Source organism: Burkholderia sp. SJZ089 (assembly GCF_007828315.1).
GTDB classification, from domain to species: domain Bacteria; phylum Pseudomonadota; class Gammaproteobacteria; order Burkholderiales; family Burkholderiaceae; genus Burkholderia; species Burkholderia gladioli.
On sequence record NZ_VIUM01000002.1, the window covers coordinates 652393 to 668549 of the forward strand.

4 protein-coding genes and 1 pseudogene are annotated in these 16157 nt (G+C 58.0%); 4 read left to right on the forward strand and 1 reads right to left on the reverse strand.

Annotated elements, in window-relative coordinates:
* Nucleotides 1-770 precede the first annotated feature (770 nt).
* From FB600_RS06070 to FB600_RS06085, 4 genes are read left to right on the forward strand one after another with little or no spacing between them, the layout of a single operon-like run.
* Nucleotides 771-5933 carry a DEAD/DEAH box helicase gene (locus FB600_RS06070; RefSeq protein WP_145756371.1) on the forward strand — a complete coding sequence of 1721 codons (5163 nt, stop codon included), beginning with the start codon at nucleotides 771-773 and terminating at the stop codon, nucleotides 5931-5933.
* Complete coding sequence (locus tag FB600_RS06075) at nucleotides 5930-8788, forward strand: helicase-related protein (RefSeq protein WP_145756372.1); 2859 nt, start codon at nucleotides 5930-5932, stop codon at nucleotides 8786-8788. The genes FB600_RS06070 and FB600_RS06075 overlap by 4 nt, the downstream gene beginning before the upstream one ends.
* The gene (locus tag FB600_RS06080) at nucleotides 8785-13074 is read left to right on the forward strand and encodes an Eco57I restriction-modification methylase domain-containing protein (RefSeq protein ID WP_145756373.1); all 4290 of its coding nucleotides are present in this window, start codon (nucleotides 8785-8787) and stop codon (nucleotides 13072-13074) included. The genes FB600_RS06075 and FB600_RS06080 overlap by 4 nt, the downstream gene beginning before the upstream one ends.
* Entirely contained in the window at nucleotides 13058-15034 is a 1977-nt protein-coding gene (locus tag FB600_RS06085) for a chromosome segregation protein SMC (RefSeq protein ID WP_145756374.1), read from the forward strand. The genes FB600_RS06080 and FB600_RS06085 overlap by 17 nt, the downstream gene beginning before the upstream one ends.
* Nucleotides 15035-15080: 46 nt before the next feature.
* Here the strand turns inward: FB600_RS06085 and FB600_RS06090 are convergent.
* Nucleotides 15081-16060: pseudogene (locus tag FB600_RS06090) on the reverse strand (IS3 family transposase); the annotation flags it as partial.
* Nucleotides 16061-16157 lie beyond the last annotated feature (97 nt).

Consider the following 16157-nt stretch of genomic DNA (forward strand, 5'->3'; position numbering starts at 1 on the left):
GTATTTAGTGAAAATTTCCGAAGAAATTGGGTGCGCATCGCGCACCATTCCTGGCGGAAGTTTTTGAGCGCAAGGGCAAACTCCTCAGCTTTGCAGCACCAAGTTGAGGGCTTTGCTCCATCTGCTCTCCGACAAACGTTCCAGCTCGTTGCATTTGAGATAGGAAGGGTATTTTTACACCAAGTGCAAAGATATCCTTCGACAACAAAGCCGACTGCAAGTCGGCTTTGTTGCTTTAAGGCCCGGACTTCTTCATCGGGAGGCCAAGCCACAGACTGTCCGCTGAAAAGTGTCAGGGGTGACGGGGAGAGCTATGATCGTCTGGTGCGGCGTTCGAGACCTGCAGCCGAACGCCCCCTCAACAAACCCGCCCCCTCAGATCCGACTTTATTGACGCATCTACCCGCCCACGAAGTGTCAGAGTCCCCAAAAACAGGGCCGTAACGACCTTGGCCCCCCATGCGCGTTAGCGGCACGAGCCGATAGTTGGCTGATAATCATGCTGGCTCTAGGATTGAATCTTCTGCATCTGAGCGCTACGCGGCGGCGTCGTATACTTGACGCCACTACGTTGAGAGGTCGCGGACGCTGGGTTGCAAGCGCGCGGACCGCTGTTGCTTGAAGCAATTCGGGCGGGGAGCTCCGATCATCACCCTTCGGCACCGTGGGGCGGCTGGTACGCAAGATGCCAACAATGTGGCCTGGCATGAGCGTTCAACGGTCAGACGGACCATAACAAAACTGGCCACAACAATAAGGAAGCAGATTCAGTGGACGTGCTAGGAACCCACTCCAGAGTTGTTGACGACTACGCTAAGTACATCCAGAGCTTCCTCAACATTCTCGATCCTCAGATCCGCGCGGCGGTCGAGGCACGTTTGTCTGAAGGGCGGCTCTGGCCAGAGCCGTTGCTGCAGTTCAACCCAGCGTTCGAATCCGCTGGCACGGTCGCCGAAGTCGCCGCTAAGGGCATCGTTCACCCGGACCTTGTCTCCGTTCTCAAAGGCTACTCGCTCTACAAGCATCAGGTCGACGCCATCCAACTCGGCACGGCCGGTAGGGACTTCGTCGTCACGTCAGGCACGGGCTCTGGTAAGTCACTAACCTACATCGCAACGATATTTAATGACTTGCTGGCCAAGCCTGCTGTAGGAGGCATCTGTGCGGTTATCGTCTATCCGATGAACGCGCTGATCAACTCGCAGTTCGAAGAGTTTCGCCGCTACCAAGAGAACTACGAGAAGGCGACAGGCAAGGTCTTTCCTATCACCTTTGGTCAGTACACTGGCCAGGAGAAGCAAGACAAACGCGATGGTATGCGTGAGAACCCGCCGAACGTCCTGCTTACCAACTATATGATGCTGGAGTTGTTGCTTACGCGTACTGCCGAGCAGACCATACGCGACAGCATCTACGAGCATTTGCAATACCTCGTCTTCGACGAATTGCACACTTACCGTGGCCGCCAAGGCGCGGACGTGGCGATGCTCATCAGGCGTATTCAGGCGCAATGCAAGCGCAAGCTTGTCTGCGTTGGCACTTCCGCCACGATGGCCTCCGGCGGCGATCTCGCTCAACAAAAGCAACAGATTGCCGACGTCGCGTCGGTGTTGTTCGGCAGGCCCTTCTTGGCCTCGCAGGTGGTGAACGAGTCGCTCGCGCCGTCTCTTGGAGACAAACTTGAACGGCCCGATGTCGCCGCACTCAGGAAGGCGGTTCAGGCAGGGATAGACATTAAGGCCGGACTTGATGTTTTGTGCGCCAATCCGCTTGGCAAATGGTTGGAAAGCTCTATCGCGCTGGCCAAGGTGCCAACCGGTCTTGTCCGTGGCAAGCCGCAAACCCTGACCGAGGTCGTACATCAGCTTGCTGCGGATGCGGGGGTCGACGCACCCATTGCTAGGCAAGCTCTCGGCGATTTACTGCGTTGGATCAGCAACGTAAACCAAACACTGCAAGAAGCTGGGCAGCGCTACACAGTGCTTCCCTTTAAGCTGCACCAGTTCATTTCGCAGACCGGCTCTGTCTACACGACATTGGATCAGGACGAGAACCGCTCGGTCACGCTAGAGCCAGGCTTCTTCAAAAGCGACGAAGAGAATAAGAAGCCCATTTTCCCCAACGTTTTCAGCCGCTCCAGCGGTCACGCCTTCATCTGCGCCACGCGTATCGGCGACCGCCTGGTGCCGCGGGAGTTCCGTGAGTCTAGTGATGAGGAGGGCGGCGGCCAGGATGGCTACCTGATCGTCGGTGACGACGTTTGGGACGAGCGTGAGGATTTGGCTTTTCTTCCCGACACATGGCTCAACCGCGGCCGGAACGGTCCGGATACCCGCAAACGCGCGCTCTTCCCGGTTCGCCTGTATTTCGATGAAACGGGCCGCTGCTCAGAGACCGAAACGCTCAAGTGGTGGGGCTGGTTCATGAAGGCACCACTGTTGTTCGACCCAACGGCTGGAGTCTTCTTCGACACCAAGACCAACGAAGGAACCAAGCTTACCAAGCTGGGCAGCGAGGGGCGCAGTACATCCACGACGATCACAACGTTCTCGATCCTCAACCGCCTCAGTGACGCTGGTTACGATTTGCGCAGCCAGAAGCTCATCAGCTTCACCGACAATCGCCAGGACGCCGCTCTCCAGGCGGGCCATTTCAACGACTTCGTTCAGGTCGTGCGCCTGCGCGCGGGCATTCATCGCGCGGTCGTGAGTGCTGGCGATGCAGGTCTCACGTTCGAGCGCCTTGGGCCTGCCATTTTCTCGGCGCTGAAGCTCCCGTTCATTGAGTACGCGAACCGGGCAGACGAGCCTGAGCTGCCCAATATCAAGCGTAGCTATGACGAGCAGTTCCAGACTTTCCTGCTTTATCGTGCGCTTGGTGACCTGCGCCGGAGCTGGCGCATCGTTCTGCCCAATTTGGAGCAGTGTGCGCTGCTTGACGTGGATTATGTGGATCTGGCCGAGGTTGCGGCCCAGGATAAGTATTGGAGAAGCGTACCGATCTTGGATGAGCTAGAACTCGACGAGCGGGTGCTCTTCCTCACGGCGATCCTCGATTTCTTCCGTCTCGAGTACGCACTCCACAGCGAGAATTACCTAACCCACGCCAAGCTGCGCGAACACGAGAAGCTATTCCGCGAGAAACTGCGTAGCCCGTGGACCCTAGATCCCACCGAAACGCTGCGCGAACCTTTCTATATGCGCCTGGAGGCGCTGCATCGCAGCGCCAAAGTGGCATCCAAGAGCATGGGGCCGGCCAGCGGCTTGGGGAAGTTCATTAAGCTCTTCGTCAAGCAGCGTGACCTAGATGTCGAATTGCGTGGCGACCATTACGGCGTCTTTATAAGGACTCTGCTGAAGAAGCTCGAGGGCGCCGACTATCTTGCTTCACAGTCTGCTAAAGGCGAGAACAGCGAGAGCATCACTCTCTACCGCTTGCGTATCGAGAAAATCCTATGGCGCCCAGGTGACCTGGAGACCGTCAAGGCTGACCTCATTAAGCGCCGCAGCTATAAGGAGCAAGCACCCAAGCCAAATCGCTTCTTTCAGGATCTGTATCAGCGTAACTTTGCCGCCGCGAAGCGTCTGCGCGCGGAGGACCACACGGGCCAACTTGGCGTGGCTGAACGTCGCGACCGAGAAGAGCGTTTCCGCGCCGAGTGGTTCCTTGATCCCGAAAAAAATATTCCCGATCTGCCTCGCATTCGCAGCCAATCGATCAGCGCATTGTTCTGCTCACCGACCATGGAGCTGGGCATTGACATCGGTGGGTTGAGCGTTGTGCATCTGCGTAATGCGCCACCTAACCCGGCGAACTACGCCCAGCGTGCGGGTCGCGCGGGCCGGGGTGGGCAGGGAGCGCTAGTTTTTACCTATTGTTCAACTTATTCGCCGCACGACCGCCACTATTTTAGTCGCCAGGTCGATCTAGTCGCTGGCGTCGTGCAGGCACCACGCCTGGACTTGGCGAATCGCGAGCTCCTGCAAACACATCTCAACGCGTTGGCGATATCCGAAGTCGGCCTGCCGGGCCTTGAGAACAGTGAGAGCGGTCGCCCGTCCGTGACCCGCTTCATCGATGAAGAGGTGCACGAACTTCCGCTGCTTCCAGCAGTTCGTGCCGGCCTGCAATTAGGCATGGCGACTAAAGACCGTATTCGCGCCAGCTTCCAACGTGTCATTCAGGACATCGAGTCCACTCTGAAGGAAAAGGCCGTGCACTGGTTCACCGACGTGTGGCCCGAGCAGACCCTTCAGGCGTTGCCCGATAACTTAGACCATGCCATCGAGCGCTGGCGTGCTCTTTATCACTCCGCGCGCAGTACACTCGATAAAGCTACGCAGAAGATTCAGAGCGGCACCTTGAGCCTGGGTAGCGAAGAGTACCGTAAGTACAAGCGCGCCCAGGATCAGGCCACCCGCCAACTCGACCTGCTGCGCAATCAAGGGGGCGGATTCTCTGAGCTCTCGGAGTTCTATCCCTACCGATACCTAGCTGCCGAAGGCTTCTTGCCTGGCTACAACTTCACCCGTTTACCTTTACGCGTATTTCTGCCCACGGCCGACACGCACGGCGAATTCATTTCGCGTCCGCGCTCGATCGCGTTGCGCGAGTTCGGCCCACTGAACATCATCTACTACAGCGGCCGCAAATATCAGGTTCGCCAGTCGGTTGTGCAGGAGCCGGATGCCGCGCTGACCGAAGCTAAGGTCAGCACCAAGGCTGGTTACTTCCTTGTCGGTGACCAGTTGCAGCTAGAAACCTGCCCAATCTCAGGCGTCAGTCTTGCAGACAATGCCAACAAGCTGCACTTGCATAACCTTCTTGAAATGGCTGAGTCGCGTGCTGAAGAGGTAGACCGTATTTCTTGTGAAGAAGAAGAGCGTGCCTCTCGCGGCTTTGAAATTAAAACTTATTTCAGCATCGACGGCGGTGACGTAGATCGGGTGCAACGCGCCCGCCTCAAGGTGGCTACGGACGCGATGGTCAACCTGATGTTCGTACCTGCAGCGCGCCTGATTCACGTTAATGGAAAGTGGCGCTCGCAGAACACCGATGGCTTTCCCATGGGTATGGTTAGCGGTGAGTGGCGTGCCTCGATGCCTGAGGCCAACGATCAGCAGCGCGAAGATTATCGCCGTGTGAACCTCTGGACCTCAAACTTGGCCGACGCGCTCTACATCGTTCCCGTCCAGCCTCTCGGCCTCACGCCGGAGGGCGTCATCACGCTTCAGTATGCGCTCAAGCGCGCCATCGAGCAGGTTTTCCAAGTCGAGTCCAGCGAAGTCGGCGTCATAAGTGTTGGCGACCCAAAGGCACCCAATATCCTGCTCTACGAGTCAGCCGAAGGGAGCCTAGGCATCCTCTCGCGCTTCATCGAAGATATTGACGCTTTCCGGGTCGTGGTTGAGCATGCGCGTAATCTATGCCGCTTCGACGCCTCCGACTACAAAGGTCCGGCCTCGTACGACGACTTGCTCAGCTACTACAACCAACGCGATCACCAAATCATCGATCGCCACCTGATCCAAGATGCCCTTGCCAAGCTAGCTCTCTGCGAGCTGGAGATCCAGACCAACAAGAGCTATATCAGTTACGAAGACCAATACGCTGATTTGTTGAGGAACTTGGATCCCAGCTCGTCCACTGAGCGGAAATTCATCGAGTACCTTCACGCTAACGGTCTGCGCTTGCCCGACGCTGCACAGAAACCAGTCGAAGGTCTATACGTGCAACCGGATTTCTATTACGAGCCCCGTATCTGGATCTTCTGCGACGGTACGCCACACGACGATCCTGCGGTACAGGCCGATGACGCCACCAAGCGCCAGGCCATCCTCGCTCGCGGAGACGAGGTCTGGGTCTATTACTACAAGGACAATCTGGCCGCCAAGGTGGCCGCGCGTCCGGATATCTTCAAGAAAGTGAAATGAGCCTTACCCTGCAACCCGGTAAGCTAGTCGCGCTACGCGGGCGCGACTGGGTCGTACTGCCCTCGGAAGACCCGGAACTACTGGTCCTGAAGCCATTGGGCGGCTCCGACGACGAAATTGCTGGCGTATATCTGCCGCTGGGTGGGGAGCACCCGCAGGACGCCCGATTCAAGGAACCCGAGTCCGCTGACCTTGGCGACTTCGCCACTGCGCGCTTGCTCTATGATGCCGCTCGCCTAGCCTTCCGAAATGGCGCGGGGCCGTTCCGCTGCCTAGCCAAGCTCTCGTTCCGCCCTCGCTCGTACCAGATGGTCCCACTCGTCATGGCATTGCGCCAAGACCGTATTCGCCTGCTCGTGGCAGACGATGTCGGCGTGGGCAAGACCGTCGAGTCGCTGCTCATCATCCGTGAACTACTGGAGCGCCGCCGCATCAAGCGCTTTGCCGTCGTCTGCTTGCCGCATCTATGCGAGCAATGGCAGGCCGAGATCCGAGCCAAGCTCGACCTTGAAGCCGTGATCATCCGCTCCAGTACGCAAGCTGGGCTGGACCGTCAGATTCACGGCGATGCGAGTGTCTACGACCACTATCCGTATCAAGTTATCAGCGTCGACTTTATCAAGTCCGATGTACGGCGCGATGTCTTCATTGAGCAATGCCCCGAATTGGTCATCGTCGACGAGGCTCACACCTGTGCGCGTCCGGCTGGCACGTCGGCTAGTCAACAACAGCGCTACCATCTGATAAGCCGCATCGCCGCGAAAACCGACCAACACCTGATTTTGCTCACCGCGACGCCGCACAGTGGGAAATCCGAAGAGTTCCAGTCTCTGCTTGGTTTGCTTCAGCCCGAGTTCGAGCTCATCGACCTGCCCTCTGCCCCTCGCGCTGAGCGCGCGGAGCTGGCCCGCCATTTCGTCCAGCGCAAGCGCGGTGACGTCGAAAAATGGTTGGGCGAAGACACGCCGTTCCCGAGCCGGGATGCCTTCGAGGTGAACTACAAGCTCTCGGCGCGCTACCTGCAACTCTTCGGCGAGCTGATCGACTTCTCGCGCAAGCTGATCTCCCCCGACAAAGATAGTCACCGCCAACGCGTTCACTACTGGACTGCACTGGGCCTCCTGCGTGGCGTGATGTCAAGCCCTGCAGCTGGCATTGAGATGCTGAACACTCGCATGTCCGCACTCGCGAAGGTGGGGCAAACGGAAGATGGCGATGCTCAGCTTGACGACGCTCCCAATCCGGTCGGTGACACCGAGTTCGGCTATGAAGGTGACAACGCGCCCATCCAGATCGTTGAACGCGCAGACTGGTCCGAGTACCAGCGCCGCCAATTGCGTGGATTTGCCGACCGTTTGCAAGCTCTCGTCGGACCGGACCATGACCGCAAGCTAGCAGCCACAGCCAAGGAAATCGCGGATTGGCTCAAGTCCCCCATACCCTTCTGTCCTGTCGTCTTCTGCCGTTACATCGAGACTGCCAAGTATGTCGGCGAGCATCTGGAACCACTACTACGGCGGCAGTTCCCTAAACTTGACCTGCAAGTCATCACCAGCGAACTGCCTGACGAGATGCGCAAGCAGCGCATCGAAGCCATGGGCAAATCCGGTTTGCGCGTGCTCATCGCCACAGACTGCCTGAGCGAGGGCATCAACCTGCAGGATCAGTTCACCGCCGTCCTCCACTATGACCTGCCTTGGAATCCCAACCGCCTGGAGCAGCGTGAAGGCCGCGTGGACCGATTCGGTCAAGTAGCGCCTGTGGTAAAAGCCTGTCTGCTCTACGGCGCTGATAATCCAATCGATGGCGTCGTGCTCGACGTACTGTTACGCAAGGTACGTGAAATCAAACGCTCCACTGGCATCAACGTGCCTTTCCCTGAAGACTCGCAGAGCATCATCGACACCATCACCCAGGCACTGCTGCTTAACCCCAATCGCCACATTGGTACCGAGCAGGGTGTGCAAGGTCTGCTCTTCGACTTCAGCGAGTTCGAGGAAGCCGCCACCGCCAAGATAGAAGTCACGCATAAACTTGACGAAGCTGCCGCACGAGAGAAAGCCTCACGCAGCATCTTTGCCCAGCACGCCATCAAGGCGCACGAGATTGAAGCGGATCTGCGCGAAGTGGACGAAGCGATTGGCGATCCAAAGGCGGTGGAGAGTTTCGTTACCGGCGTGCTAAACAACCTGATGGGTGTACAGATCACCCCCATGGGCGTGGGCTATCGCCTTGTTACTGCCAACCTGACGGCAACACTACGCGAGGCACTACCCGCAGGCGAAACACTGCTCATTAGTTTCCGCTCACCCACGCGTGAGGGCTATCTGTACCTGGGGCGTAACCACCCCTTCGTCGAACTGCTGTGCCAGACGGTAATGGCTAACACCATCAACCGTCAGGACAAGCGTGCGGCCCGTGCCGCCGTGATTCGTACCAGCGCGGTAAACGTGAAGACCACGTTGCTGCTCTTCCGATGTCGCAATGTCATCGAGCAGTCGCGTAACCATCACCAGATCGTCGCTGAGGAGATGTTGCTCTGTGGCTGGCGCGGCACGCCGGAACAGAAGGAGTTCCTGGACCATGCTGCGGCTAAATCCCTCATCGCCGAGGCGCGCGCAACTTCCGACCTATCACCCCAGGCGCGCGCTAGCTTCCTGGAAAACGAACTAGGCTTGCTGTATGCACTAGGTGAAGCCTTCACGGATATCGCCGAAGCGCAATCTAAGCGACTCGTAGAAGCCCATGAGCGCTTCAGTGCGCTCATGGACAAGCAGCGTTTTCAGGTCGTCTATCCGGTGTTGCCGATGGACACGTTGGGCATCTACGTGTTGCTACCAGAGGTAGCGCAATGAACTATCCGAGTATCCGTATCGAGGGCTCCATCCTGTCGCCCGACGTCTTAGGCCGCCTCGACGATGTAGCTGGCCAGCGACCCGCTGACTTTGGTCTAGAGGGTACTACTAGGGTCAAAGACGAGATTGCCCGTGCATGGGCCGATGCGCAGGATTACTGGCGCATCTTCGAGCGCAAGCTTGAGTCGCTGCGTCCCGAGAGCCCCGCTACCACAGAAACGCGGCAACAATGGGTATTGCCACTATTGGGTCTGCTTGGCTACCAGCTTGAGTACCAAGCCAAGAGTGCTGAGGCCAACGGCAAACTCTACCCTCTCTCGCACCGAGTGACCAACCGAGGGGGCACCGTGGTGCACGTGGTCGGCGCACGCGACCCAGCTGGACTTGACCGCAAGCCGGAACCGCGCCCCGGTGTGCTCCGCATGTCCGCCCACGCCGTCGTGCAGGAATACCTGAATCTGACGGACGAGCTATACGCCTTGGTCACCAATGGTCGCGTGTTACGCCTGCTACGCGATAGCTCTCGCCTGATCAAGCTCACCTACCTTGAATTCGACCTCGACCGAATCTTCGGCGATGGGCTGTTCGCCGACTTCGCGGTACTTTACCGCCTACTGCATGCCAGTCGCTTGCCCGCTAATTTTGAAGAGGCTGCACACAGCTGGATTGAGCGCTACCATCAAGACTCGTTGGACGCTGGCTCGCGCATACGTGAGGGTCTCTCGAAGGCAGTGGAACAGGCCATCGTTGGCCTAGCGAACGGCTTTTTGCAGCACAAGTCCAACGAGGTGTTGCGCGAACAGGTCGTTAGTGGCCAGCTAGGTGCTGCGGATTTCTACAAGCAGCTGCTGCGCTTGATCTACCGCCTGCTGTTCCTAATGGTCATCGAGGAGCGCGGCCTTGTCTTCCCACAGGGCACGCCGACGCGCCAGCGCAATATATACGAACAGTTCTATAGCGTGACGCGGCTGCGCCGCCTGAGCGAGAAACGCCACTTGGCCGATCGCAGTCATGCCGACCTATGGCCAGCGTTGCAGGCTAGCTTTCGCCTTTTCGAGGCCGACGGCCCGGGCACCAAGCTAGGTGTGCCTCCGCTGGCTGGTGACCTGTTTGATCCTCAGGCGATAGCAACGCTGGCCGGTTGTACGCTCGGCAATGATGCGCTGCTCGCGGCGCTACGCGCGCTGAGTCTTTACCACCATCTCGACACCGGCCAGCTTATCCGCGCCAACTACGGTGCGCTCAACGTAGAGGAGTTTGGTTCGGTGTATGAGGGCTTGCTGGAGTACGAGCCAGCAATCTTGACTGACGGAGCGCGGACCAGTTTCGCCTTCAAGCGGGGTGACGAGCGCGCCAACACTGGCTCGCATTACACACCCGACGAACTCGTGCAGCCGCTTATCAAACACTCCGTTGATCACCTGATCACTGAGCGACTGAATGCGCCGGACCCGCAGGCTGCACTGCTCTCTCTGCGCGTGGTCGACGTAGCTTGTGGCTCGGGCCATATCCTACTAGCCGCGGCGCGGCGCATCGGGTTGGAATTGGCCGTCGTGCGCACTGGCGAAGATCAGCCTTCGCCGTTGGCGCTACGCGCCGCGGTGCGCGACGTCATCAGCCACTGCATCTATGGCGTCGACTTGAATCCGTTGGCAGTGGAGCTATGCAAGGTGGCACTGTGGCTTGAAGCACACGTGCCTGGCGAGCCACTGAATTTCCTGGACCATCACATCAAATGCGGCAATGCGATCGTTGGTTACATGCGACGCGAGGACATCGAGCTGCGAGGTATCCCCGACGACGCCTTTGTCGCGATGCCAGGGGACGACCGCGAGATCGCGACTCAATTGCGTCAGCGCAACCGCATGGAGCGCGCAGGACAGCGCACAATGAGGTTTGCTCCCCAAGTCGAACGGCAGCTCAACGCGACGTTGGAGCGCTGGCGCGAGTTGGAAGCGTTGCCTGAACACACGCCGGAAGAGGTGGAGGTCAAACGACGGCGCTTTGACGTACTGTCGCATTCCGTAGAGGCCTTACGGATGGAGCAGCTTGCGGCACTGCCGATCGCACAGTTCTATATCCCGAAGCGTAAAAGCCCGTCGGCGATGCACATCACCGAGGAAGAGTTTCGCGCTTACTGGAAAGGTGAGAGCGAGCCTCAGGGGCCGGCGATTGCCGAAGCGTGGGAATTGGCTAGGAGGAAACGCTTCTTCCATTGGTTCCTTGCGTTCCCAGAAGTGATGGCAGGAGGAGGGTTCGATTGCATCTTGGGGAATCCGCCTTACCTCGGAGGCCAGGATCTGAGTGGTAGCTACGGACACCCGTTCTGCCACTACGTGAAGTGGGAGTACGCCCCCGCGGGACTTAGCGATCTTGTTGTCTATTTCATTCGCCGCATCTTCGGTCTGTTAAAGCCGCTTGGCTTTATTTCGTTCTTAACCACAAACTCTATCAAGGACGGGGACATACGACGCGATGGTCTTGAGCAAATCATCGCAGCTGGTGGAACGATCAATCACGCTGTCCGAGCGATAAAGTGGCCGGGCACTGCGAAGCTGGTGGTGGCGGCCGTTACGATTCGTAAGGGGGCATGGGATCAGCCACGCGTGCTGGACGGGCGGGCAGTGGAAATGATCAGCGCCTATCTAGATGATGCCATCGATGCTGGGGAACCGCTCAAGATTCAAATGAATGCGGCGAAGATGTTCCAGGGCTCGATCTTTCTAGGCGATGGGTTCCTGATGGATCACTGCGAGGCCGAAAAGCTGCGCGAGGATGACCCCAAGAACTCTGACGTTCTCTTTCCGATAATCAACGGACAGGAACTCAATCGCGATCCCGAGCAGAAACCGGGAAGGACCATCATCAACTTCTTCGATTGGCCTATTGAAAGGGCACGGGAATACAAAGGGCCCTTCCAAATCGTCGAGCGTTTGGTGAAACCGTTTAGAGCGGCACAGAACCGAGAGCGTTATCGGGACGTTTGGTGGATCTACGCAGAGCACCGCCCCGGATTGACGAATGCCATAAAGCAAATTCGTCGCTGCTTCATCGCGGCTCGCACAACGAAGCATCTCAACTTCTCGGTGTCCCCGACCAATCGGGTGTTCTCCGATGCGCTTTATGTATTCACGTCGGACCGATGGGACCATTACGCCGTTGTTCAATCCACGCTTCACGAAGTTTGGGCGCGCAAGTACAGTGGTGCGCTGAAGCAAGACTTACGCTATTCGCCGTCGAACTGCTTCGAGACATTCGTGTTTCCCGGCGACCTGTGGCGAATCACGGATGCAACCTTGGCCAATCTCGGCGAGCAGTACCACGAGCACCGTCAGCGCCTTATGCAGGAACTCTGGGTGGGTGTCACCGACGTCTACAACCTGTTCCACGCTCGCAACCTGAGCCCCGAACTAGTCGCTAAGGTCAGCAAGAGTTCCCTCGACGTTGCTCGCAAGGGCTTCGAGGGACTGCTGGAGTTGCGTCGCCTGCACGTCGCTCTAGACAACGCCGTCCGTGATGCCTACGGCTGGAGCGAGTTGAACTTGGGCCACGATTTCATTGAGGTAGAGACACTGCCTGAGAACGATCGCGTGCGCTATACGTTTAGTCTTGCGGCGCGCAAGGAAGTGCTCAAGCGGCTACTGGCACTGAACCATGAGCGTGCTAGCCAAGAGGCCATGGAAACGCCCGAGAAAGGTAAAGCTAAGCGTCCGTCGGTCAAGCGCATCGCCAAAGCTGTGCAGCCAACGGTACTCGTCGACGTGCCTGCGTTCAAAACCGTCTTGACCGAAGTCGCCGCGTTACCGAATGCCGTCTGGGCCTCTGCGGGTGAGGATCCGGTAACGAACGACACATTGGCACTGGCGGCTGTGTTGAAGGCATTTGCCGCGCCGGCTGCAATGCAGCAGGTGCGACTAGCGGCCCTGATGTGCGCCGAGCCTAGGTTGTTCGCCCGCATTGCACCACCGCCCGTGGCAGTCCAATGGTGCCAGCTCATCGGTGATCAAGCCAAGGAACTTCCTGCTGGAATCGGCAGGCTAGCACCAGTCGCACGCACAAGCTTCGGGGTGGCTGTGAAGAAAATGCGCGCCCGTGGCGAACTAATAGAAGAACCGCTTCTGGACACATGGGCACCAGGAGATGGTCTGCAGTTTTACGACACCTCGGGTTGGGCAAATGGCCGGGCGCGCTGGATCGTCGGTTGGTTGAAGGAGAAGGATATGGGCAAGCTGTTACAGGGCCTCCCTCTAGATTTGGTGGAGTTCGTCAATGAGCAGGCAGCCTGATTTGTTTGCTGGTGAACCTCTGAAGGTTACGCCTCCCATAGGCGAGCACGAGCCGCGCCTATGGGTGCGTCGGCTCACGCTCTGGAGGGACGCCGAAACCATAATCCGCGACATCTATTTACGCCCGGGATTGAACATCGTTTGGTCACCCGATCCAGCGGAAGCAGGTGACGACACCGACAGTAACCGCCTAGGCCATGGCAGTGGCAAAACGCTGTTCTGCCGCTTGTTACGCTACTGTCTGGGCGAACAAGGGCACTCGACAGACGAGCAACAGCAACATATCGCCGCAGCTTTCCCGGCAGGCCGGGTCACCGCCGAAGTGATGCTGTGCGGAAAACTGTGGGGCGTGGTGCGTCCATTGGGACTGAGCCGAGAGCACTACGCCGTGCAAGGGCAATTGCCTCAGACGGTACTGAAGTCGCCGCCGGAACAGCCGACTGGAATGGCTCCGATTATCGAGGAGATCCAGCGCCAGGTGTTGACCGAACCTATCGCTGCGTTGATCCAAGGCGAACGAGCGCACGATCCATGGCTGATCGCGCTGGCTTGGCTGACGCGTGACCAAGAGTGCCGCTTCGACAAAGTTTTGGATTGGCGTGCTGCAGATTCCGAGTCTGGGTCACCAGTACGGTCGATGTCTCAGACGCGGCTGCTCGAAGCTCTCCGGGCATTGTTGGGGGCTATAGGTGCCGAAGAGCTCCAAGCACGAACAGAGATTTCGAAGATTGAAGAGGGTGCCAAGGCAACCAGCACTGAGGTCGACCGATTGCTATGGCAAGTGAGACGTTCGCGGAGGGAAGCGGCGGAGGCTGTTGGCCTGATTGTAGAAGATCTGCCTGACGGAAAGCTATGCGTTGACATGCTTCGGCGCACTGCAACCGAGAGACTGGCGAAGCTTGCCAAAATTGATCATACGGATATGCAGGGTGATGTTGCGGAACTGCGTGCAAAGTATGAAGCTCAGCAGAGCGTTGTTTCAGAACTGGAGAAAAGCGAAGCAGCCGCGAAAAACACGATTGTGGTGCTAAAAGGACTGTTACCAACACTAAAAGGCGAATTGAGCGCTGGAACGATGCTGGTTCATGATGCAGCCTCACCTGTTTGCCTCGTCTGCGAGGTGCCTATCGATCGTGCTCTCGCAGAGGGGTGCGGGTTGTCGCACAAGATGCCCGATCTAGATGGCTTGCGTCGACGCGCTAAGCAGTTGCAAGACAAAATCCGCCAGTGCGAACTGGACCTAAAAGCGAACAAGGATTCCTTACGTGGGGCTGCTCAAGCATTGCCAGCCGCCCGCACTCATCAACGAGAGCTGAAAAAAGCGCTCGATGCTGCCGAGAAGGCGCAAAACGCACGGTCGGGAGCTTGGCGCGGCGCGCAGATGGGAAGAGAGGGGGCGAAGCGGCTCGCGGATCTTTATGAGGAACTTGCGGCGGCGAGAGCCAAATCGGACAGGCATGCTGAACTCATAGAAGCCAAGCGTGATCAGTTGGGATCCTATCGCGACGCGGCACAGCGCGAGGCCTTCGACCAATTGTCTACACAGTTCGACGCCGTGATCCGTGCGCTGATCGCGCCTGAGTCGAACGGCCGCGTGCTTCTTGGTGCAGATCGATTGAAGTTGAACGTCGAGCTCGGGGGGGCGCGCTCAACTGCGGCCATCGAGTCACTCAAGGTCATCGCCTTCGACCTGGCCGCCTTGTGTATGAGTATCGAGGGAAAGACATATGTACCGGCATTCCTTGTCCACGATAGCCCGCGTGAAGCTGATCTGGGGCTGAGTGTGTACCGGAGGCTGTTTGAATTGGTTGCCGAACTGGAGCAGATCGGCCCCGCTCTATTTCAGTACATCGTGACAACAACGACAAGTCCTCCTCAGCATCTCTCCGCCAAGCCATGGCTCGTGGAGACACTATTTGGTTCGCCAGCGAATAGACGGTTGCTTAGTGTGGACTTGTAATTGGTTGGGTAGTCCCCCCGTTTTTAACGGCGGTCAGAAGTAGAGGTTATGGCGCGATAAGCAACTTCTGTTTCGGCGGTACGCCGCCAATGGCCGTGTTCGGGCGTTCGTGATTGTATGACCACAGCCACTTCGTCGCATACTCCTGAACGTCGGCCACGGTCTCGAAGAGGTAATGGGCGAGCCAGTCGTATCGAACCGTTTTGTTGTAACGCTCGATGTACGCGTTCTGTTGTGGCTTGCCGGGCTGGATAAACTGCAGAACGATGCCGCGTCGAGCGGCCCAGTCCCTGAGCGCATCGCTGACATATTCCGGTCCGTTGTCGCAGCGGATCTTCAGCGGCTTGCCGCGCCATTCGATCACCTGATCCAGGGACCGGATAACACGTAGCGCCGGCAACGAGAAGTCCACCTCGATGCACAGGCCTTCCCGGTTGAAGTCGTCAATCACGTTGAACAGCCGGATGCTACGCCCATCGGCAAGCTGATCGTGCATGAAATCCATTGACTAGCACTCGTTCAGTGCCTGCGGCACGGCCAGCGGTTCCGGTTGCTCACGCATCAGTCGTTTGCGTGGCTTGATCCGCAGATTCAGTTCCAGTTCGCGATAGATGCGATAAACGCGTTTGTGATTCCAGACGAAGCCCTTCACGTTGCGCAGGTACAGGAAGCATAGGCCAAAGCCCCAGTTGCGCTGGTTATGCGTGAGTTTCACAAGCCACTCGGCGATCACCCCGTTTTCCGGGCAGCGCTTTGCCTGGTAGCGGTAGCAGGTCTCGCTCACGCCAAACGCCTCACAGGCCGCCCGTACGCTCATCGCCCGATCCTTGACAGCACGCATGGCCATCTCGCGCCGACGAGATGGCCTCACCACTTTTTTTCGAGCGCCTCACGCACCACTTCGGCCTTGAGTCGTTCTTCGGCGTACATCTTCTTGAGCCTCGCGTTCTCCGCTTCAAGCTCCTTCATCCGGGTCATCAGCGCCGCGTCCATGCCGCCGTATTTCGAGCGCCATTTGTAGAAGCTCGGTAAGCGATCGAATAACGACGCCCTTGTGTAGAAATCGCTGCACTCTGATGCTACGTGTCCACGTGGACAGCTGGCATCAGAGTGTATGAGTGAA